The organism is Actinomadura sp. 9N215 (assembly GCF_044326345.1).
Taxonomy (GTDB): domain Bacteria; phylum Actinomycetota; class Actinomycetes; order Streptosporangiales; family Streptosporangiaceae; genus Spirillospora.
In genome coordinates, this window is record NZ_JBIRBA010000001.1 from 273997 (window position 1) to 294587 (window position 20591).

18 protein-coding genes are annotated in these 20591 nt (G+C 71.8%); 7 read left to right on the forward strand and 11 right to left on the reverse strand.

The features are described from left to right. Position 1: 1 nt before the first annotated feature. The 8 genes from ACH34T_RS01255 to ACH34T_RS01290 form a co-directional block, all read right to left on the reverse strand. A complete protein-coding gene (locus tag ACH34T_RS01255; protein ID WP_395990029.1) occupies positions 2-1249 on the reverse strand; it encodes an MCE family protein in 1248 nt (415 codons plus the stop codon). Beyond that, positions 1249-2481 carry an MCE family protein gene (locus ACH34T_RS01260; RefSeq protein ID WP_395990030.1) on the reverse strand — a complete coding sequence of 411 codons (1233 nt, stop codon included), beginning with the start codon at positions 2479-2481 and terminating at the stop codon, positions 1249-1251. The genes ACH34T_RS01255 and ACH34T_RS01260 overlap by 1 nt, the downstream gene beginning before the upstream one ends. Then, entirely contained in the window at positions 2481-3500 is a 1020-nt protein-coding gene (locus tag ACH34T_RS01265) for an MCE family protein (RefSeq protein WP_395990031.1), read from the reverse strand. Before ACH34T_RS01265 ends, ACH34T_RS01260 begins: the two co-directional genes overlap by 1 nt. An 89-nt stretch (positions 3501-3589) precedes the next feature. After that, the gene (locus tag ACH34T_RS01270) at positions 3590-4648 is read right to left on the reverse strand and encodes an MCE family protein (RefSeq protein WP_395990032.1); all 1059 of its coding nucleotides are present in this window, start codon (positions 4646-4648) and stop codon (positions 3590-3592) included. Continuing rightward, a complete protein-coding gene (locus ACH34T_RS01275; protein WP_395990033.1) occupies positions 4645-5925 on the reverse strand; it encodes an MCE family protein in 1281 nt (426 codons plus the stop codon). Before ACH34T_RS01275 ends, ACH34T_RS01270 begins: the two co-directional genes overlap by 4 nt. Before the next feature lies 1 nt (position 5926). Next, entirely contained in the window at positions 5927-6763 is an 837-nt protein-coding gene (locus ACH34T_RS01280) for an MlaE family ABC transporter permease (RefSeq protein ID WP_395990034.1), read from the reverse strand. Position 6764: 1 nt separating this feature from the next. Continuing rightward, positions 6765-7466: an MlaE family ABC transporter permease gene (locus ACH34T_RS01285; RefSeq protein WP_395990344.1), complete on the reverse strand. Its 702-nt coding sequence runs from the start codon at positions 7464-7466 to the stop codon at positions 6765-6767. Positions 7467-7593: 127 nt separating this feature from the next. Continuing rightward, positions 7594-8592, reverse strand: coding sequence for an ABC transporter ATP-binding protein (locus tag ACH34T_RS01290; RefSeq protein ID WP_395990035.1), 999 nt, complete (start codon positions 8590-8592; stop codon positions 7594-7596). 469 nt (positions 8593-9061) lie between these two features. Here ACH34T_RS01290 and ACH34T_RS01295 point away from each other — a divergent pair, with 469 nt between their 5' ends. The 3 genes from ACH34T_RS01295 (at position 9062) to ACH34T_RS01305 (ending at position 12071) form a co-directional block, all read left to right on the forward strand. Beyond that, positions 9062-10414, forward strand: a complete 1353-nt coding sequence (locus ACH34T_RS01295; protein WP_395990036.1) for a helix-turn-helix domain-containing protein — start codon at positions 9062-9064, stop codon at positions 10412-10414. Between the two features lie 137 nt (positions 10415-10551). After that, positions 10552-11343: an NAD-dependent epimerase/dehydratase family protein gene (locus ACH34T_RS01300; protein WP_395990037.1), complete on the forward strand. Its 792-nt coding sequence runs from the start codon at positions 10552-10554 to the stop codon at positions 11341-11343. Positions 11344-11423: 80 nt separating this feature from the next. Then, positions 11424-12071, forward strand: coding sequence for a TetR/AcrR family transcriptional regulator (locus ACH34T_RS01305; RefSeq protein ID WP_395990038.1), 648 nt, complete (start codon positions 11424-11426; stop codon positions 12069-12071). Between the two features lie 11 nt (positions 12072-12082). Here ACH34T_RS01305 and ACH34T_RS01310 read toward each other — a convergent pair whose 3' ends face one another. Beyond that, complete coding sequence (locus ACH34T_RS01310; protein ID WP_395990039.1) at positions 12083-13546, reverse strand: flavin-containing monooxygenase; 1464 nt, start codon at positions 13544-13546, stop codon at positions 12083-12085. Positions 13547-13629: 83 nt separating this feature from the next. On the opposite strand from ACH34T_RS01310, the gene ACH34T_RS01315 reads away from it, so the two are divergent. After that, positions 13630-14331 carry a TetR/AcrR family transcriptional regulator gene (locus tag ACH34T_RS01315; RefSeq protein WP_395990040.1) on the forward strand — a complete coding sequence of 234 codons (702 nt, stop codon included), beginning with the start codon at positions 13630-13632 and terminating at the stop codon, positions 14329-14331. A gap of 14 nt (positions 14332-14345) precedes the next feature. Further along, the gene (locus ACH34T_RS01320) at positions 14346-15209 is read left to right on the forward strand and encodes an SDR family NAD(P)-dependent oxidoreductase (protein ID WP_395990041.1); all 864 of its coding nucleotides are present in this window, start codon (positions 14346-14348) and stop codon (positions 15207-15209) included. A 419-nt stretch (positions 15210-15628) separates the two neighbouring features. Here the strand turns inward: ACH34T_RS01320 and ACH34T_RS01325 are convergent, their stop codons facing one another. Continuing rightward, positions 15629-16333, reverse strand: coding sequence for a hypothetical protein (locus ACH34T_RS01325; protein WP_395990358.1), 705 nt, complete (start codon positions 16331-16333; stop codon positions 15629-15631). Positions 16334-16455: 122 nt separating this feature from the next. Between ACH34T_RS01325 and ACH34T_RS01330 the strand changes: the two genes are divergently transcribed. After that, positions 16456-18039, forward strand: a complete 1584-nt coding sequence (locus tag ACH34T_RS01330; protein WP_395990042.1) for an ATP-dependent DNA ligase — start codon at positions 16456-16458, stop codon at positions 18037-18039. A 13-nt stretch (positions 18040-18052) separates the two neighbouring features. On the opposite strand, the gene ACH34T_RS01335 is transcribed toward ACH34T_RS01330, so the two are convergent. After that, positions 18053-19327: a hypothetical protein gene (locus ACH34T_RS01335; RefSeq protein WP_395990043.1), complete on the reverse strand. Its 1275-nt coding sequence runs from the start codon at positions 19325-19327 to the stop codon at positions 18053-18055. 92 nt (positions 19328-19419) lie between these two features. Between ACH34T_RS01335 and ACH34T_RS01340 the strand changes: the two genes are divergently transcribed. Then, complete coding sequence (locus tag ACH34T_RS01340) at positions 19420-20520, forward strand: PLP-dependent cysteine synthase family protein (RefSeq protein WP_395990044.1); 1101 nt, start codon at positions 19420-19422, stop codon at positions 20518-20520. Positions 20521-20591 lie beyond the last annotated feature (71 nt).

Genomic DNA, 20591 nt, shown 5'->3' on the forward strand with positions numbered 1-20591 from the left:
GTCAGTTCCCCTCCCCGAGCGTCGGCAGCGGAAGGGCGGGCCGGTCGCCCGGAGTGCCGCCCGGCGGCGCGACCGGCGCTACCGGCTGCGGCGGCTGGGTGGTGGCGGGCGGGGCGGGCGCGCCGGATTCGGGGCCGCCGCCGTTCCCGACGTCCGGGCACGGGATCGGGAGCGGGCCGGAGGGCGGCGGCGTCTCGGCCGCGAGGGCCCGGAGTTTCCGCAGGTCGGCGCGCGGGTCGTACTCCTTCGCCGGCGGGACGACGCAGTTGTTGCCCGTGGTCGCGACGACGGTCAGGTAGCCGTTGAGGTAGTCGCCCTTGACGGCCTTCAGCGCCTCGTCCGTGAACGGGTACGTGAGCAGCACCTGCAGCGACCTCGGCAGGTCGCGGCCGGAGTCGGCGAGCTTGCGCAGGATCACCGCGAGCGAGCGCAGGTTAGCGACCGTGTCGTCCTTGCTCGCGTTGATCGTCCTCACCGCGACGTCCGCGAGCTTCTCCAGCTCGTGCAGCATCTCGACGAGCTGGCCGCGCTGCTCGTCCACGACCTTCAGGCCGGGCGACAGGTCGTCCAGGACGGTCTCGACCTGACCGTTGCGGGACGCGACCGTCGACGACAGCCGGTTCAGGCCGTCCAGCGCGTCCACGATCGAGGTGCGGTTCCGGTTGAGCGTGGCGGTCAGGCGGTTGAGGTTCTCCAGCGCGGAGCGGACCTTGTCCTCCCGCCCGCCGAGCGCCTTGTTCAGCTCCCGGTTGATCGTCCGGATCTGCGGGAGCCCGCCACCGGACAGCAGCAGCGACAGCGCGCCGAACACCTCCTCGGTGTCGGCGTTCCGCGTCGTCCGGTGCACCGGGATCGTGGCGCCGTCGGCCAGCGGCTGCGCGGACGGGGCCGTGCCCGGGGCGGCGAGCTTGATGTACTTCTCCCCCAGCAGGCTCGACTGCTCCAGGTTCGCGGTCGCGTTCGCCGGGAGGCGGACGTCGCCGTTCACCAGCAGCGTGACCTCGGCGTTCCACGAGCCCTTCGGCAGCGACACCTTCTTGACCCGTCCGACCGGGACGTCGTTGACGCGGACGGCGGCCTGCGGGACGAGGTTCAGCACGTCCTCGAACTGCACCTTCACCGTGTACGGATGGTCGCCGAGGTCGGCGCCGCCGGGCAGCGGGACGTCCTCGATCCGCATCGAGCAGCCCGCCGCCACGACCAAGGCGGCGACGGCGGTGAGGGCCGCGACGAGCTTGGGCGCGCGCATCAGCGGCCTGCCTCTCCGCCGGGCCCGGCGTAGGTGCGTCCGGCGGGCGGCAGCGGCAGCGGCGGCACCCCGGACGTCTGCGACGGCGGCACCGCGACCAGCCCGGACGTCTTCAGCCGCTCGCACTGCTCGCGGAGCGTCGCGGTCGCGGACGCCGCCGCCGCGCACACCGGCCGCAGGTCGGCGGCGGGCGGGTCGACGCCCGGCCGGCCCGTCCCGCCGAACGCCTTGGTGATCTCCAGCAGGTTGCCGCGGGTCATCAGCGAGCGGGTCTTCGGGTCGTAGGCGTTCAGCGCGTTCTGCGTGAGCAGCGGCGCGGTGTCGAGGAGCTCGGCGAGCGACGCGCGCTGGTCGACGAGCACCTGGGTGATCCCGGCGAGCTTGCCGACGTTCTGTTTCAGCAGCGTCCGGTTGTCCTCGATGAATCCCTTGACCTCGGCGAGCGCCCTGGCGAGGCTGCGCAGCGCCGCGCCGAGCTCGTCCCTGTCGGCGGCGAGGAACCCGCTGACCTCGGCGAGCTGGCTCTCCGCCAGCCGGATCTGCGCGTCGTTCTCCCGCAGCATCACGCTGAACTTGTTGAGGTTGGCGACGGTGGCGTACAGGTCGTCGCTGGAGTCCGACAGCGTCTGCGACGCCTTGCCGAGGTCGGCGATCGTGGTGTTGAGGGCCTTGCCGTTGCCGCCGAGGTTGGCGGCGCCGACGCGGACGACGTCCGACAGCGCGCCCTGCGCGTTCACGCCCCGCGGCCCGAGGTCGGAGGAGAACCGCCGGACGGCGTCGTACAGCTGGTCGAGTTCGAGCGGCGTCGCGGTGCGGCTCTCGTCGATGGACGCGCCGTCCGCCATCCGCGGGCCGCCGTCGTAGGCGGGGTCGAGCTGCACGTACCGGTCGGAGACCAGGTTCGGGGCGATCACGACGGCGCGGGCCCCGGCGGGGACGCTCACCTCCTCGTCCACCCGAAGGACGGCCTTGACCCGGTTGCCGAGCGGCTCGATCGTGTCGACCGACCCGACCTTCACACCGAGGACGCGCACGTCGGAGCCGGGGTAGACGCCGATGGCGGTGGCGAAGTACGCCGTGATCCGCCGGGACGGCCCGCCGCCCAGGACGGGGATCAGCGCGACCGCGACCAGGATCACGAAGCCCGCGATGAGCGCCTCCAGGACCCGCGTCCGGTGGTGGCGCATCGGGGACGGCAGCCGCGGCAGTTTCACCGTGCGCGTGGTGGCCATCAGCGACCTCCCGTCAAGTGCGGCGGTTTGCAGCCGGTCACGGGCGGTTTCCAGTTGCCGTTCTCCAGGTAGTTCTTGGGGACGGTCCCGCACAGGTAGCCGTCCACCCAGCGGCCGTTGCCCATCGCGTTGCCGACGACGCGGATGTAGGGGGCGGCGGTCTCCAGCGTCCGGTCCAGGTTCTTCTGGTTGCGTTCGAGGACGTCGGTGACCTCGTTGAGCGAGGTGAGCACCGGCTGGAGTTTCCAGCGGTTGTCGTTGACGAGCCCGACCAGCTCGTCCGCGAGGCGGCGCCCGCCGACCAGCAGCGCGTGGATCGCCTCGCGGCGGCGGCGGAGCTCGTCGAGGAGCAGGTTGCCGTCCTTGAACAGGGTCCTGAACTGGTCGTTCTGCGCGGCGAGCGTGCCGGACAGCCTCTTGGTACCGGCGAGGAGCCGCGCCAGCTCGGCGTCCCGCGACGCGATCGTCGTGGACAGCGACGACAGGCCCTTCAGCGCGACGCGGACGCTCGCCGGGGTGTCCTCGAACGTCGTGGAGATCGTCTCCAGGCTGGCCGCGAGCTTGGCGGTGTCGAGCCTGTCGAACGTCCGGCCGAGGTCCTCGAACGCGGTCGTGACGTCGTACGGGGAGATCGTCCGGTCGAGCGGGATCGGCCGTCCCGGGTCCTGCTCGCGGGCGCCGAGCGGGTCGAGCTGGAGGTACTTCGACCCGAGCAGCGTCTTGATCATGATGGTGGCGCGGGTGGCGTCGCCGACCCAGGTGTCCTTGACCCGGAACGTGACCTCCACCTTGTTCCCGGCGAGCGCGACGCCGGTGACCTTGCCGACCTTGACCCCGGCGACGCGGACCTCCTGGCCGTCCTTCAGCCCGGCCGCCTCGGAGAAGTGCGCGCTGTAGGTCGTGCCGCCGCCGATGACGGGCAGGTCGTCGGCGCGGAAGGCGAGCAGGCCGAGCACCAGCAGGACGGCGATGCCGACGGCGGACACCGCGATCGGGTTGCGCTCGCGCAACGGCTTCAACCGCGGACGCCCCTTCTTCAGACGCGGCAGCGCCCGAGGCAGCGGAGACGACGGTGGGGGCGGGGGCGACGGTGGCGGGTTCGGGGGCGTCATCCGCGGCACCTCGCGTCCTTGATCGGGATCCCGGTCGGCGGCGGCTGGTCCGTCACGTCCGCCCCGGCCCAGGTGGCGCCGACGAGCTCGACCTCGCACTGGTAGAAGTTCATCCACGACCCGTACGAGCCCAGCCGCCCGAGCGTCGCCAGCTTCCCCGGCGACCGCTGGAGGAAGCGCTCCAGCAGCGGCTTGTCGCGGTTGAGGTTGTCGGCGAGGCGGCCGAGGTGGACGATGTCGTCCTTCAGCGGCGGCCGCGCGACCTGGAGCAGGCCGGCGGTCGCGCTGGTCAGGTCGGCGATCGAGCCGAGCGCCTCGCCGATCGGCTTCCGGTCGGCGGCCAGGCCCGAGGTGAAGCGGCGCAGCGTCGTGATGAGGTCGACGAGCTGCCGGTCCCGCGCGTTGACCGTCTGGACGACGCTGTTCAGGTTCGTGATGACCTGGCCGATCACCCGGTCCTTGGCGGCGAGCGTGGTGGTCAGCTGCCCGACAGTGCGCAGCAGGCTCTCGATCGTGCCGCCCTCGCCCTGGAGGACCCTGACGATCGACTCGGAGAGCTTGTTCGCGTCGCCGGGCGAGAGCGCCTGCATCAGCGGCTGGAAACCCTGGAAGAGCTGGGTGAGGTTGAGCGTGCCCGTCGTCTGCCGCACCGGGATCGTCCCGCCGGGCCGCAGCGCCTGCCCGGGCGGGCCGGTGCCGCGGCCGAGCGCGATGTACCGTCCGCCGACGAGGTTGAGGTACTTGACGGCGGCGGTCGCCGACGCCGGGATCTCACGGTCGCGGTCCACCTCGAACTTCACGCGCGCCAGCCGCCGGTCGCTGACCCTGATCTCCTCGACCTGCCCGACCTCGACGCCCGCGATCCGGACGCCGTGCCCGGGATGCAGCCCGGCGACGTCGGTGAACTTGGCGTAGTAGGTGACGCGGTCGCCGCTGGTCGCGCCGGTGATGCTGGACGCCAGCAGCAGCGTCGCCGTCACCGTCACCGCGATGAAGATCAGCGAGCTGGTGAGCGGGACCGCCAGGCCCTTCAGCCCCTGTCCGCTGAGCCTCACTTGACCGTCACCTCCGTGCCCCGGTAGATCGGCCCGACGAGCACGCTCGACCAGTCCGGCAGCTCCTCGGGGACCTCGTCGAGCGCGGGCCCGGCAAGCTCGTTGACCAGGTCGTTCTCCGACGCCGAGTTGGCGGGGCCGAGCCCGCTCCCGGCCGCGCCGCCCTTGCCTGGGACCCCGCCCGCGGGCAGGATCCGCGCCGCCCCGGCCCCGGCCGCCAGGTACGGGACGCTCGGGCAGTGCGGCCCGCCGCCCGAGCCGTACCGCGGCGCGTCCCTGCCCGGCAGGTAGCGGCCCTTCTGCGGGATGGAGACGACCACGCCGTGGACGCCGTGCTCATCGGTGCCCTTGCCGAGCACCCGGTCCATCTTCGGGACGAAGCCTGCGAGCGCCCGGAACGTGCAGGGCGCGGCCGGCGCGTACCGGCGCATCAGATCGAGGCTGCCCCTGCTCGCCGACGCCAGCGCGATGATGTTGCCGGAGTTGGCGTTCAGGAAGTCGGTGAGGTCGGCGGACGATCCCGACACCGCCTCGTACAGGCTCGCGATCGCGGCGCGCTGCTCGGCGAGCGTCCGGCTGGTGACCGTGAAGTCGTCGAGGGCCTGCAGCAGGTCGGGGGCGGCGTCGGACGCGTGCCGCGTGAACTCCGCCAGCTCGGCGAGGTTGCGGGTGAGCGCCGGCAGCTCCGGGTTGAGCTTGCGGAGGAACGCGTCGAGCTGCTCGAAGTTGCGTCCGAGCTGGTCACCGCGATCCTCCAGCGCCGTCGCCATCGCGTTCAGCGTCGCCGACAGCTTCGCCGGCTGGACGGTGTTCAGCAGGTCCATCGTGTGGTTGAGGACCTCCGACAGCTCCACCGCGTTCTCGCTGCGGTCCTCGGAGATCACGTCGCCTTCGGCGATCGGCCGCCCCGACGTCGTGGACGGCGGGACGAGCGACACGTACCGGGCGCCGAACACCGTCGTCGGCAGCAGCCGCGCCTGGACGTCCGACGGCACCCGATCGGTCATCCCCGGCTTCAGCGCCAGTTCGAGTTTCGCGCCCGTCCCGTCCGCCTTGATGGAGCGGACCTCGCCGACGACGACGCCGCGGACCTTCACGTCCGCCAGCGGGTGCATCTCGTGCCCGGCCGTCGAGGTGCGCAGCGTCACCTTCGTCACCTCGGTGAACCGCTTGTCGTAGATCGCGATCGACAGCCAGATCAGCAGCGCCGGGACGAGCAGGAACGCGACCCCGGTGAGGCGCTGTCCGGCCACGTGCCGGGTGGTTCGTCGCGGCATGTCAGCCCGTCACCTTCACCGTCGTCGTCGCGCCCCAGATGGCGAGGCTGATGAAGAAGTCCGTCACGCTGATCAGCACGATCGCGGTGCGGACCGCGCGGCCGACGGCGACGCCCACGCCGGCGGGGCCGCCGACCGCGCGGTAGCCGTAGTAGCAGTGCGCCAGCACGACCATGACGCTGAAGATCAGCACCTTGGCGAACGACAGCACCACGTCCTCGGGCGACAGGAAGATGTTGAAGTAGTGGTCGTACGTTCCTGCCGACTGCCCGTTGAACCAGAGCGTCACCTGTCTGGACGCCAGATAGGAGCTGAGCAGCCCGATCCCGTACAGCGGGACGATCGCGACCGTGCCCGCGATGATCCGGGTCGTCACCAGGTACGGGACGGACTGGATGCCCATACCCTCCAGCGCGTCGATCTCGTCGTTGATCCGCATCGCGCCGAGCTGCGCGGTGAAGCCCGCGCCGACCGTCGCCGACAGCGCCAGCCCGGAGACGAGCGGCGCGATCTCGCGGGTGTTGAAGTACGCGGACACGAACCCGGTGAACGCCGCCGACCCGATCTGGTCGAGCGCCGCGTAGCCCTGGAGCCCGACAACCACGCCGGTGAACACCGTCATGCCGATCATCACGCCGACGGTGCCGCCGATGACCGCGAGCGCGCCGCTGCCGAACGCGACCTCGCCGAGCAGCCGCAGCGACTCCTTCATGTACCGGCGGACGGCGCGCGGCGTCCACAGCAGCGCGCGGACGTAGAAGCCGAGCTGGTCGCCCGGCTGGTCCAGCCACGACACGAGCTTCACCGGACGGAGCCGGCGCGCCCCGGGGACCGCCACGTCACGCTCCCTTCGGCGGGACGACCTGGAGGTAGATCGCCGTGAGCACGAGGTTGACGAAGAACAGCAGCAGGAACGTGATGACGACCGACTGGTTGACCGCGTCGCCGACGCCCTTCGGTCCCGGGCTCGGGTTCAGCCCCCGGTAGGCGGCCACCACACCGGCGATGAACCCGAAGATCAGCGCTTTCAGCTCGCTGATGTAGAGGTCGGGGAGCTGCGCGAGCGCCGAGAACGAGGCGAGGTACGCGCCGGGCGTGCCGTCCTGCATCATCACGTTGAAGAAGTAGCCGCCCGCGACGCCGACGACGGACACGAGCCCGTTCAGCAGCACCGCCACCGCCATGCAGGCCAGGACGCGCGGGACGACGAGACGCTGGATCGGCGAGACGCCCATGACCTCCATGGCGTCCATTTCCTCGCGGATCGTCCGGGAGCCGAGGTCGGCGCAGATCGCCGAGCCGGCCGCGCCGGAGATCAGCAGCGCCACGATCAGCGGGCTGGCCTGCTGCACCACCGCGAGGACGCTCGCGCCGCCGGTGAGCGACTGCGCGCCGAGCTGCTTGGCGAGCGACCCGACCTGCAGCGAGATGACCGCGCCGAACGGGATGGACACCAGCGCGGTCGGCAGGATCGCGACCGACGCGATGAACCAGAACTGCTGGATCAGCTCGCGGAGCTGGAACGGCCGCCGGAACGTCATCGCGAGGACGGTCCCGGCGAGCGCGAACAGCCGTCCGACCTGCCGCAGCGCGCCCGCGCCCGGCGCCCTGGCCGCGGCGGGCTCCGGCGTCGTGGGGTCGAGTCCCGTGCCGCCGGGTGTCGCGGTCTCAGCGCCGGCCATGACCGGTCCCCTCCTGCCGGTGGCTCCGGTTGGCCCGGATCGCCTGCTGCGCCTGGGGCGAGAGCCGCGGGAACATCTGGTCGACGCGCAGCGCGTGCCGGAACTCGCCCTGGCGGGGCGGCATCCCGGGCGTCGGGCGCAGTTGCGGCGGGATCTCGATCGTGCGGCGCGGGCGCGGACGGTCGGCGGCAGCGGCGGCCTCCGCGGCGAGCAGCGCGGCGTCCTTCTCCTCCGACATCCCGATCGGGCCCCGGACGTCGCCGTGCAGGAACTGTGCGACTGCGGGCTCGTCGCTGGTGAGCAGCGCCTCGCGCGGCCCGAACGCGACCAGGTCGCGCCGGTACAGCATCCCGATGTTGTCGGGGACGGTCGACGCGATCTCGATGTTGTGGGTGACGATCAGCATCGTCGCGTCGATCCGCGCGTTGACGTCGATGAGCAGCTGCGACAGGTGCGCCGTGCGGACGGGGTCCAGCCCCGAGTCCGGCTCGTCGCACAGGATGATCTCCGGGTCGAGGACGAGCGCGCGGGCGAGCCCGGCGCGCTTGCGCATGCCGCCGGACAGCTGGCCCGGCAGCTTGCGCTCCTCGCCGGTGAGGCCGACCATCTCCATCCGCTCCAGCACGATGCGCCGGATCTCGGCCTCCTTCTTGCGGGTGTGCTCGCGGAGCGGGAACGCGATGTTGTCGTAGAGCGTGAGGGAGCCGAACAGGGCGCCGTCCTGGAACATCAGGCCGAACCGCTTGCGGGCCTCGTAGACCTTGCGGTCGCGGTCGTTGACCATGTCCACGCCGTCGACCAGGACGCGGCCCTCCTCGGCCTTGAGCAGGCCGATCAGCGACTTGAGGAACACGGTCTTGCCGGTGCCGGACGGCCCGAGCAGCACGCTCACCTCGCCGGCGGGCAGGGTGAGGGTGACATCGCGCCAAATGACCTGCGGCCCGAACGCTTTGGTCAGGCCCTCGACGACGACTTCAATTCCCAACGAACACCACCACTCGCGATAAGCACGTCGCGAGGACGTTACGGCCGAGTAGCACTGGAACTCAATAGGCGTTCGCAGGATTCTGGAGGCTATTCGATGAATGGCGTCCAAAATTGTCATCGAGTTAGTCTTTGATCTCCCGGAATCCGTGTCCGGTGATTACCCGCCGGTAACCTGAGGGGGTTCGCGGGCCCGTCCGGCGGGCCCCGCGGCACCGGTTTGTCAACGAGCCAGCAACCGAATGCCGTTCTTGTCACTTCGCGCGCAAAAGCGCGTCGTCCGCCGGGCCGGCGAACGTGAAACTCTTGCCAGCGGCGGGTGGCGACTTTATGTTCGCGGTGTTCTCAGTCCCGCCCCCGGGTGTCAGCCCCTCCCCGCTCGGACACCCCCTCCCGGGCCGCCGTCCCACCCAAGGACGGGCAGCACGGCACCGGGACCGAGCCGGCCCGATGCGGAGGTCACCTTTCCCATGTCGCAGGCATTGGAATTGTCCGAAACCGACCGGAGCCAGACCCGTTCCCTGTCGGGGGGCGACCCCCCGCACCCCCAGGAAAAGGCCCGTTCCCTGTGGGGAGGCGACCCCCCGCACCCCCCGGAAACGACCGTTGTCGCCGGCTTTCTCGACCTGCTGCGCTCGGAGCTGCCCGACGTCGCGCAGGAGGTCGTGACCGAGATCAAGCAGACCATCCCGGAGTACGACCGGACGCAACTCTCCGCATACGACCAGATACTCCGGCTCAGCGTCGACATTCTGCTCTCCGGATTCCTGGACAAGGTCACCGACCCGGGCGCCTCCACCGCCCAGCGCGACGAGACCTGCCGCGCGATCGGCCATTTCGAGGCCGTCGAAGGGCGGAGCCTGGACCTTCTCCAGGCCGCCACCCGCGTCGCCTTCCACATCGCCTGGCGCCGGACGGTCATCGTCGCCGAACGCGAGCAGGTCCCCACCGCGGTCGTCTCCACGATCGTCGACGCGATGCTCGTCTACCTGGACGAGGCCGTCGCGCAGGCCCGCCTCGGCCACCAGCAGGCCACCGGCCACGCCGACATCCGCCGCCGCGAGGACCGCAGGCGGCTCCTGCACCTGATCCTCCAGCAACCCGCCGTCGTGCCCGAGGCGATCGAGGAGCTCGCCAAGTCCACCGGCTGGTGGCCGCTGCCCGGCGAGGCCACGCTCGTCGCGATCCACCCCGACGCCCCGTACACGCGCGCCGCGCTGGACGCCGACGTCCTCGCCGACCTGGACTCCACCGAGCCGTGCCTGCTCGTCCCCGGCCCGCTCACCACGGCGCGCCACGGCATGCTGCGCGCGGCCCTGTCGGACGCGAGCTCCGTCGTAGGCCTCACCCTGCCGCTGGAGCGGGCGACGCACTCGCTGCGCTGGGCGCGCCGCGTCCTCGGGCTCGCCGAGGAGGGCATCATCCGGGACGGCTCCCTCATCCCGTGCCGGGACCACCTCATGACGATGTGGCTGCTGTCCGACCCGCCGCTGATCGAGGAGCTCACCCGGCGCCACCTGGAGCCGCTGCGCGACGTGTCCGACGGGCAGCGCAGGCGCCTCGTCGAGACGCTCGCCGAGGCCGTCACCACCCGCGCCACCGCGGTCGACATCGGCGAACGGCTCAAGATCCATCCGCAGACCGTGCGGTACCGGCTCCGCCAGCTGGAGGGCTACCTGGGCGACAGCCTGGACGACGCCGACGCCCGCTTCTCCCTCGACGCCACCCTCCGCGCCGCGAGGCTGCACCGGCGCCGCGCGCTCGGCCGGCGGGGCACACCCGGCGAGGCGGCCGCGCCCGGCGGGGCCGCGCCCGGTACCTGACCCGCCACCGTTCGCTCGCGGCGTGCCGCCCTGTGCGGCAGGGCACGAGGACGGCACGCCGCGCCCCGCGAAACCCGGATGATCCCAAGCGCGGGGGCGCGTCGCCCGGCCCGGCGGCGGATGCGACACTGCTGGGCATGACACTCGGGACGATCATGCTGACCGGCGCCGCCGGCCGGGTCGGCAGTGTGCTCAGGGCATCGCTGCGGGACGAGACGGACCACCTGGTCCTCGCCGATCGCGCGCCCCTGCACGCCGAGATGCCGAACGTGACCGTCCACCGGACGGACCTGTCCGACGCGGCGGAGATCATGCGCGGCGCGGACGCGGTCGTCCACCTGGCCGGGGTGTCCGACGAGGCGCCGTTCCCCGACCTGGTCGAGGGCAACATCCTCGGCACGCAGCGCGTGCTGGAGGCCGCGCGCGTCACCGGCGTCCCGCGCGTCGTGCTCGCCAGCAGCAACCGGCTGACCGGCTGCTACCCCTCGACCGAAACCGTGTCGGCCGAGATGCCGCCGAGACCGGACGGCCTGTACGGCGTCAGCAAGGTCGCCGTCGAGGCCCTCGGCCGCCTCTACGCCGACAAGTTCGGGCTGGACGTGGTGTGCCTGCGCATCGGCAGCGTCGAAGCGCGTCCCACGGAGCCCCGCCACCTGTCCACCTGGCTCAGCCACCGCGACTGCGCCGGGTTCGTCCGCGCGGCGCTGACCGTCCCGTCGCCGGGTTTCCTCGCCGCCTACGCCGTGTCCGCCAACGCGCGGCGGTTCTGGGAACTGGACGAACGGCTGGGCTACGAACCGCTCGACGACGCCGCGACCTACGACATTCCGGACACATTCGTCGGACCCGGCGTGCCGCAGGGCGGGGAGTACGCGTCCGCCGAATTCACGCTCCAGTATCTGGACCGGTCCGCGCCGGGGCGCCGGTGATGTTTTGGGTCACGCGTGACGCCATGGACCGTTATCCTGACCTATGGGTTACCGGTTCCTGACGGAAAGTCGAAGGGTCCATGCCAACGTCGACCTGGTTCCGCCTCAATGTCGCCAAGCGTGAGCGCGTGTTCGAGGTGGCGATGCGCGAGTTCGGCGAGAACGGGTACTCGACGGGCAGCCTGAACACCATCGCGCGCGAGGCCGGGATCGCCAAAGGCTCCCTCTTCCAGTACTTCAGCGACAAGCTGGAGTTCTACGCGTTCGTCTGCGACGAGGCGTCGCGCCGCGTCCGCGAGGAGATGCAACGCCGCATGGAGCGGATCGACTTCGACCAGCCCTTCGACGAATGGCTGGTCGACGCCTTCTGCGACTGGACCGAGTACATGGCGGAGCACCCACTGGAGCGCGGCGTCACCGCCGCGACGAACTTCGAGCTCGACAACGGCGTCCGGTCCGTCGTCCGCGACACCGCCAACCAGCACTACCTGCAGGTCATCCGCCCGCTGCTGCGGCTCTGGCAGGAGCGGGGCGAGATCCGCGAGGACGCCGACCTCGACGTCATCGCCACCTGGATGATGGTGATCCTGCCGTTCCTCGCCCTCGCCCCGTACTACGACGGCATCGACCCGATCCACGAGCTGCGCGGCCGCACCCCGGCCGAGCAGCGCCCGGTGATCCGCCAGCTCATCGCGGGCTTCCGCCCGATCTTCGCCCCCACGAAGTAGCCTCCGCCGGGTCAGCGGGTCAGCAGGTACTCCGCCGGCCTGGCCCTGCGGGACCCGGCCCAGAACTCGAACGTGTGGCCCGGCCACAGCGTGCGGTTGACGCCCTCGTCGTCCAGGTACCAGCTGTCGCAGCCGCCCTCGTTCCAGACGGCGCGGCGCAGGCGGCGCTGCAGGCGGTCGTTGAAGCGGCGGGACGCGTCCGGCCGCGGCTCGATGGTCCCGGCGCCCCGGTCCCGCAAGAGGCGCAGGCAGCTCAGCACGTGCTGGATCTGCACCTCGATCATGAAGACGACGGAGTTGTGGCCGAGTCCGGTGTTCGGGCCGAGCAGCATGAAGAAGTTCGGCATGCCGGGGATCGTCGTGCCGCGGTGGGCCTCGATTCCGTCCGCCCAGAGCTCCTGGAGCTTCACGCCGTTCCGTCCGGTGACGCGCAGGTCGGCGAGGGCGTCGGTCACCTTGAAGCCGGTGCCGTAGATGACGCAGTCGACCTCGTGCTCGCGTCCGTCCGCGGTGACGATGGAGTGCTCCCGGACCTCGGCGATGCCGGACGTCTCCAGCTCCACGTTGGGACGGCCGAGCGCCGGATAGTAGTCGCTCGACAGCAGGATCCGCTTGCACCCGATCGTGTAGTCGGGCGTCACCTTGGCGCGCAGCTCGGGGTCCGCGATCTGGTTCTTGATGTGGTGGCGGGCGACCCGCTCCTGCGGCCCCGACAGCCGCGGGTCGATGGTGAAGCCGATCGCGCGGGCCTCCAGCGCCCAGTAGATGCCGCCGCGGAACGCCCGCGCGGCGCCCGGGATCTTCTCGAACGCCTTGCGGACGGGCGCGGGGATGGGGACGTCGGGCTTCGGCTGGATCCACGGCGGCGTCCGCTGGAACACGACCAGCTCGGCCGCCCGCTCCGCCACGCGCGGGACGAACTGGATCGCGGACGCGCCCGTCCCGATGACGGCGACGCGCTTGCCGCCGAGGTCGTAGGAGTGGTCCCACTCGGCGGAGTGGAACGCGGTGCCGCGGAACCGCTCGATGCCCGGCAGGTCAGGGAAGGACGGGACGTGCAGCGCGCCGATGCCGGACACGACGGCCTTCGGGGTGAGGACGGTCCCGTCCGCGAGCGTGACGTTCCAGCGCCGGGCGGCGTCGTCGTACTCCATCGAGTCGACGGCCGCGCCGAAGCGGATGTGCTCGCGGACCCGGTACCGGTCGGCCGTCCGCTCCATGTAGGCGCGGATCTCGGGCTGCGGCGCGAACATCCGCGTCCAGCCCGGGTTGAGCTCGAAGGAGAAGGAGTACATGTGCGAGGGGACGTCGCAGGCGCAGCCGGGATAGGTGTTGTCGTGCCACGTCCCGCCGAGGGCCTCGCTCTTCTCCAGGACCGTGAAGTCGTGGAAGCCGGCCCGCTTCAATCGGATCGCCATGCCGAGGCCGGCGAAGCCGGAGCCGATGATGACGATCGCCGGTGCGCGCTCGCTCATGTCCCGTCCTCTCGCGTAACCTACTCGCAGTAAGTTACCCGGAGTAGACTTACTGACGCCAGGTCCAATTGAGGGGATTTCCTGTGAGTGCCGCCACACCCAGCCCGCCGTCCGGCCGCGCGCCGTCCGGCCGCGCGTCGTCCGGCCGCGCGTCGTCCGGCCGCGCGTCGTCCGGCCGTGCGCCGTCCCGGCGGCGGCGGATGTCGCGCGCCGAGCGCGAACGGCAGATGCTGGACGTGGCCGAAGAGGTGTTCGGCGAGCGCGGCTACCAGGCCACCTCCATGGACGAGATCGCCGAGCGCTGCGGCGTCTCCAAGCCCATGCTCTACGAGTACTTCGGCTCCAAGGACGGGCTGCTCGTGGCGTGCGTGAGCCGGTCCAAGGCGGAGCTGCTCGACGTCACGCAGAAGGCCATGGCGGGCGCGACCGACCCCAAGGACATCCTGTGGCGCGGGATGGTCGCCTACTTCGGGTTCGTCGACGCGCACAGCAGGTCGTTCTCCATGCTCCTGCGCGAGCCGCTCTCCGCGCCGCCGTCCGCGATGGAGGCCGTGGAGGCGACGCGCAGGCAGCAGAGCGCGCTGATCGCGGGCGTGCTGTCCACGTTCGCGCCGTGCGCGCCCGCCGACGTCATCGACGCGTTCACGCAGATCATCATGGGCGGCAGCGAACGGCTGGCGCAGTGGCAGGCGCGGCGTCCCGACGTGTCGGCCGAGGACGCCGCCCGCCATATGACCGACTTCTGCTGGAAAGGCCTTAATCCGTACCTGTCAGACGCGTCCTGAGTACGGTTGACCGCATGCCACTCGCGCACTTCGACGGAGCGCTCGCCGTCGTCACCGGAGCCGGCAGCGGGATCGGCCGGGCCACCGCCCTCGCCCTCGCCGAGCGCGGCGCGCACGTCATCGCCGCCGACATCGACCTGCCCGCCGCCGAACGCACCGTCACCCTCGCGAAGACGGTCGGCGCCGGAGGCACCCCGTACCGGGTGGACGTGTCCGACGCCGCCGCCATGGAGACTTTCGCCGCCGAGGTCAAGGAGTCCCGCCGGGCGCCGGACATCGTCGTCAACAACGCGGGCATCGCGGTCGCGGGCTCGTTCCTCGACACCGGACTGGACGACTGGAACGCCGTCCTCGGCGTCAACCTGTGGGGCGTCGTCCACGGCTGCCGCCTGTTCGGCAGGCAGATGCGCGACCGCGTCCACGCCCTGCCCAACAAGCCGGACAAGCCCAACTTCGGCGGCCACATCGTGAACATCGCGTCCGCGGCCGCCTACAGCCCGACCCGCACGCTGCCCGCCTACTGCACGACGAAGGCCGCCGTGCTCATGCTCAGCGAGTGCCTGCGCGCCGAGCTGGCGGGCTCCCGCATCGGCGTCACCGCCGTGTGCCCCGGCTTCGTCAGCACCGACATCGTGAAGAACGGGACCTACGTCGAGGGCGACGAGCCGGCCCGGGAGCGGCTCCGCGAACGCGGTGAGCGCGCCCTCAGGATGCGGAACTATCCGCCGGAGAAGGTCGCCGAGCGGATCGTCCACGCGATCATCAAGAACAAGCCCGTGGTGCCCGTCAACTTCGAGGGCCACCTCCTGCACGCCCTCTCCCGGGTCTCCCCCGGCTCCCTCCGCCTCCTGGCCAGGATCCCCGCCCCGCGCGGCTAGGAGCCGTCGGCCGAGCCGGGGCCGTCCCCCGTCCGGCGCCGGTCGACGACGATCATCCGGAACGGGCGGCCGAACGGTAACGAGTTCTCGTTCGCGGCCATTTGGCTTTGGGTCGAAACGGGTTCGAGAAAATGGTTCGCGAATGGGGCGGCATTGGCACACGCCAAGGAACCGAAAGGGCCGCGGAGCGAGGTCCACTCCGCGGCCCGTCGACGCGTACAGGTTGCTGACCTGGGATTATCTCACCCAGGACACTCCTACCGATTGCACGGTCACGTCGTCGACCTCCTCCTCCCCGGGCATCACAAGCACACCGATCACCTGGCTGGTTCCCGGGAGCATGATCGGCGGCCCCTCCCCTTTACCGGAACACCCTAGAAGCTGTTGACAGAAAATATGCCATGATCGGCCGATTCAGGTCAGAAACGATTTAGTGCGGTGAGCACTTCGCGCGCGACGGCGGTCACCTTGGCGAGGGACGCCCGTTCCCGTCCGTCCTGGACGCCCCCGGCGGGCGCCCGCTCGGCGTAGCTGACCGTGAAGACCGCGTTGCGGATCCTGGCGGTGACCTGCCCGACCACGGACGGGCGCCCCTCGTCCGCCCGGAGCCAGCGGTACGCCTCGTCCCCGAGGCCGCGATGGCGCTCCAGGCTGATCGTCCGGACGAGCGGGGTGTCGTGCGCCTGCGCCCACTGCGTGTCGTAGTAGTTCTCGGCGTCCCGCACCGGGGTCGCGGTGTTGCCGGACGCGTACAGGTGCGTCTCCACCCGCAGCCAGGGGAACGCCGAGCCCGTCGTGGAGTACGTGCATGTGGTGAGCGTCGAGTTCGCGTTCTCCGTCCGCATCGCCATGGGCACGGTGCGGTCGACGGTGCGTTTCGAGACGGCGCCGCATGGGGCGGGCAGTGCTCTGACCACCTGGCTTCGTGACGTCTCGGGTGTCGGGCGTACGGACGCGTCCTTGCCGCCCCGTCCTGGGATCACGAGGAAGGCCGCGACGGCGGCGACGGCGAGGACGGCGGCGCCCACGAACAACGCGAACCGCTTCGGCCTGCGCTCGGGAGACGGCGGCTCCGGCGGGGAGTACGGCCGGTGGAACGGTCCGATCGAACGCTGAAGGCTCACGCCCCGCTCCTCCCTCCCCCGGCCGATCTTTGCCCCGCTCTCGCCAACGTAGTCAGGCGGATGGGCCCTGACCAGGCCCCCGGCCGGTGTTGATTGTCGGCCCCGGTGGACACAATGGGGGGATGCTGATAGCGGACCTCACCCGGACGTCGGCGGCCGTGGCCGGCACCTCGGGCCGGAAGGCCAAGGTCGCGGCGCTCGCCGAGTGCCTGCGCGCGGCGGAGCCCGGCGAGGCCGCGATCGTGGTCTTCTACCTGTCCGGCGAGCTGCCCCAGCGCCAGATCGGCGTGGGCTACGCCTCGCTGCGCGACGTCCCGCCGCCCGCCGCGGAGCCGTCCCTGACGGTGCCGGAGGTGGACGCGGCGTTCACCGAGATCGGCGCGGTGTCCGGGGCGGGCTCGGTCGCCCGGCGGCGCGAGCTGGTCGCGGGGCTGCTCGGCCGCGCCACCCGCCCAGAGCAGGACTTCCTGATCAGGCTGCTGGCGGGCGAGCTGCGGCAAGGCGCGCTGGACGGCGTGATGGCGGAGGCGATCGCGGCGGCGGCCGGGGTGCCGTCCGCGGAGGTGCGGCGGGCGTTCATGCTGCGCGGGTCCCTCGGGCCCGTCGCGACGGCGGCCATGGCCGACGGCGTGGACGGGCTGCGCGGGTTCACGCTGGAGGTCGGGCGTCCGATCAAGCCGATGCTCGCGGCGTCCGCGCCGTCCATCGGCGACGCGTTCGAGAAGCTCAAGGCGGACGCGGCCGTGGAGTGGAAGCTCGACGGCATCCGCGCCCAGATCCACATCTCGGACGGGGAGGTCCGGGTGTTCACCCGGACGCTGGACGAGATCACCTCCCGGCTCCCGGAGGTCGTGGCGGCGGTACAGGAACTGCCCGTTCGCGAGGCCGTGTTCGACGGCGAGCTGATCGCGCTGCGGCAGGACGGGCGTCCCCACCCGTTCCAGGTCACGGCCGCCCGAACCGCGACCCGAACCGCCAAGAACACCGAGCCCGTCCCGCTGGCCGTGTTTCTCTTCGACGTCCTGTATCTGGTCGAAGCCGAAGGCGTGCCGGGGGGCGCGGGAGGTCGTACCCCCTCGGAAGGCACGGACGGCGGTGATCTGCTCGACGCGCCCGGGGCGGAGCGGAACGCGGCGCTCGTCCGGGTCGTTCCCGAGGGGCTGCGGATGCCCCGCGTGATCACCGGCGACCCGGCGCGGGCGAAGGAGGTCTTCGACGAGGCCGTCGCGCGCGGGCACGAGGGCGTGGTGGTCAAGTCCCTCGACACGCCCTACACGGCCGGACGGCGCGGCGCGGGCTGGATCAAGGTCAAGCCGCGGCACACCCTCGACCTCGTCGTCCTCGCCGTCGAGTGGGGGCACGGGCGGCGGCAGGGCCTCCTGTCGAACCTGCATCTCGGCGCCCGCGATCCCGAGACCGGCGGGTTCGTCATGCTCGGCAAGACGTTCAAGGGCCTCACCGACGAGCTGCTCGCCTGGCAGACGAAGCGGCTCCGCGAGCTGGCCGTGCGGGAGGACTCCTGGACGGTCCACGTCCGTCCCGAGCTGGTCGTCGAGATCGCGTTCGACGGCGTCCAGCACAGCCCCCGTTACCCGGGCGGCATCGCGCTGCGGTTCGCGCGCGTCCTGCGCTACCGGCCGGACAAGTCCGCCGCCGAGGCCGACACCATCGACACGGTGCGCGCCGTCGCGCCCGTCATGGACTGAACCGGCCCAGGGGTCAGGTCGGGCGGTCGTCGAGCGCGGCCGGTTCGGCATGGCCGGGCGCCGCGGCCGGGCGCCTTTCGGCGGGCTGGGCGCTCGGCGGCGGGCGCCGTCCGGCGGGCGAGGTGCTCGGGGGCGGGCGCCGTCCGGCGGGCGAAGTGCTCGGGGGCGGGCGCCGTCCGGTGGGCGGGGTGCTCGGGGGCGGTTCCTCCTCGGGCGCGGCGCGGTGGGTCTGGCGCCTGGACGCGGCGCGCGTCCGCAGGCGGGACGCGCCCTTGCGAGTCCGGGAGTCGGTGCGGCGCTCGCGCGCCTCGGCCCGGCGGTCGGCCCAGGCCCCGGCCTTGCGCCCGGCGCGCCCTGACCTGGCGGTTCGGGACGACCGGGACGACCGTTCGGATCGGGCCTCCCGGGCGGCGCGGGCGGCGGCCTTGCGTTCCGCGCGGGCCGCGGCCCGGTCCTCGGCGCGGGCCGTCGTCCGCGCCCTGCGGAGGCGGCGCCGGGCGCGCTCGGCGGTCTCGGTGCGGCGCTGCAGCAGCTCCGGCGGGATGAGGTCGTGCCGTCCCGCGATGAACTCCTGCACCCAGATCTTGCCGCGGATGAGGGGCCGCCGGATCCGCCTCTCCCGCCGGACGGCCCGCTGGTAGCGGCGCGACGCCTCGTCGTAGCGCCAGCGCGACCAGGGCGAGGCGGGCCGCGCCACCCGCACGGCGCCGACGATCAGCAGCGCGGGCAGGAACAGGCCGATCAGCCCGGTCCAGATCTTGCCCTTCAGCAGCGTGATCACCGCGAGGACGAGGTTGCCAACGAGGAACGCGACGTAGACGGCGCTGAGGTCGCCGCCACCCGGGACGATGCCGACGCCCTCGTAGCCGAACGGCCGGACGCCGAGCAGCAGCAGCCCCGTCACGGCGATGGCGACGAACACGGCGTCGACGGACGCGCGGCCCTTCTCCGTCCAGTAGACGTCGCTGAGGTGCAGGATCAGGGCGAACTCGTCCAGGACGAGCGCCGAGCCCATCCCGAACACGACGGCCGCCGCCAGTTCGAAGCGGACGTGCCCGTCCGGGACGGCGAGGCTCGCGACGCCGCCCGTCAGCATCAGCACGACCCCGAACACGACATGGTGGATGTGCAGGTCGCCGGTGGTCACGTTGCGGAACCAGCGCACGTCCGCGCGGATCAGCCGGACGTTCACCCGCGTCAGCACGAATGTGATCATGAACGCGACGAAGAAGCCGAACAGCGGCAGCCGCCCGGTCTCCACGATGCGCGCGTCGAACATCTCGATCATCTGCCCCCCGCTGCCTCCATCATGCCCGGTGACATGCGCGGATATCGTGGGACCCCGGTTACGGAACAGCGCCGATCGAGGGGAGGGCCGCCGTGGGACGCACCGTGGACCGCTGCGATCCCGGGTACCGCGCCTGGGTCGCGGAGGCGATCCGGCTGGTCGACGCCGACGCCAACCGCAGCGCCGACACGCATCTGCACGTGTTCCCGCTGCCGCCGGAGTGGGGCATCGACCTGTACCTGAAGGACGAGTCCGTCCACCCGACGGGGTCGCTGAAGCACCGGCTGGCGCGGTCGCTGTTCCTGTACGGGCTGGCGAACGGCTGGATCCGCGCGGACACGACGGTGATCGAGGCGTCCAGCGGGTCGACGGCGGTGTCGGAGGCGTACTTCGCGCGGCTGCTCGGGCTGCCGTTCGTGGCCGTGATGCCCGCGTCGACCAGCCCGGAGAAGATCCAGCTGATCGAGTTCTACGGCGGGCGCTGCCATCTGGTGGACGACCCGTCCTCGATCTACGCCGAGTCGCGGCGGCTCGCGGCCGAGTGCGGCGGGCACTTCATGGACCAGTTCACGTACGCGGAGCGCGCCACGGACTGGCGCGGCAACAACAACATCGCCGAGTCGATCTTCGAGCAGCTGGGGCTGGAGCGGTTCCCCGAGCCGTCCTGGATCGTGGTCGGGGCGGGCACGGGCGGGACGTCCGCGACGATCGGCCGGTACGTCCGGTACCGCCGGTTCCAGACGCGGCTCGCGGTCGTCGACCCGGAGGGCTCGGCGTTCCACGGCTCGTTCGCCGACGGCGACCCGGAGCGGACGGCGGCGGGCTCGCGGATCGAGGGCATCGGCCGTCCGCGCGTCGAGCCGTCGTTCCTGCCCACGGTGATCGACCGGATGATCCGGGTGCCGGACGCGGCGTCCATCGCCGCGATGCGCTGGACGAGCGAGGTCAGCGGCCGGGACGTCGGCGGCTCCACCGGCACGAACATGTGGGGCGCGGCGGAGCTGATCGCGGAGATGCGGGCGCGCGGGGAGCGCGGCAGCGTCGTCACCCTGATCTGCGACGGCGGCGAACGCTACGCCGGCACCTACGGGTCGGACGCCTGGCTCGCCGCGCAGGGCCTCGCCGTCGAGCTCTACCTGGCCGCGCTGGACGCCTTCGTCAAGACCGGCGAGCTGCCGGACGTCCCGCAATAACGCCCGCAGCCGTAATCGCAATAACGCCCGCAGCCGCAATGACGCCCGCGGCCGTAATAACGCGCGCGGCG

Excerpts from the sequence above, each read along its gene's own strand:
- ACH34T_RS01255 (WP_395990029.1), bottom strand. The coding sequence starts at position 1,249 with ATGCGCGCGCCCAAGCTCGTCGCGGCCCTCACCGCCGTCGCCGCCTTG.
- ACH34T_RS01260 (WP_395990030.1), bottom strand. The coding sequence starts at position 2,481 with ATGGCCACCACGCGCACGGTGAAACTGCCGCGGCTGCCGTCCCCGATG.
- ACH34T_RS01275 (WP_395990033.1), bottom strand. The coding sequence starts at position 5,925 with ATGCCGCGACGAACCACCCGGCACGTGGCCGGACAGCGCCTCACCGGG.
- ACH34T_RS01285 (WP_395990344.1), bottom strand. The coding sequence starts at position 7,466 with ATGACGTTCCGGCGGCCGTTCCAGCTCCGCGAGCTGATCCAGCAGTTC.
- ACH34T_RS01295 (WP_395990036.1), top strand. The coding sequence starts at position 9,062 with ATGTCGCAGGCATTGGAATTGTCCGAAACCGACCGGAGCCAGACCCGT.
- ACH34T_RS01300 (WP_395990037.1), top strand. The coding sequence starts at position 10,552 with ATGACACTCGGGACGATCATGCTGACCGGCGCCGCCGGCCGGGTCGGC.
- ACH34T_RS01305 (WP_395990038.1), top strand. The coding sequence starts at position 11,424 with ATGCCAACGTCGACCTGGTTCCGCCTCAATGTCGCCAAGCGTGAGCGC.
- ACH34T_RS01310 (WP_395990039.1), bottom strand. The coding sequence starts at position 13,546 with ATGAGCGAGCGCGCACCGGCGATCGTCATCATCGGCTCCGGCTTCGCC.
- ACH34T_RS01320 (WP_395990041.1), top strand. The coding sequence starts at position 14,346 with ATGCCACTCGCGCACTTCGACGGAGCGCTCGCCGTCGTCACCGGAGCC.
- ACH34T_RS01330 (WP_395990042.1), top strand. The coding sequence starts at position 16,456 with ATGCTGATAGCGGACCTCACCCGGACGTCGGCGGCCGTGGCCGGCACC.
- ACH34T_RS01335 (WP_395990043.1), bottom strand. The coding sequence starts at position 19,327 with ATGATCGAGATGTTCGACGCGCGCATCGTGGAGACCGGGCGGCTGCCG.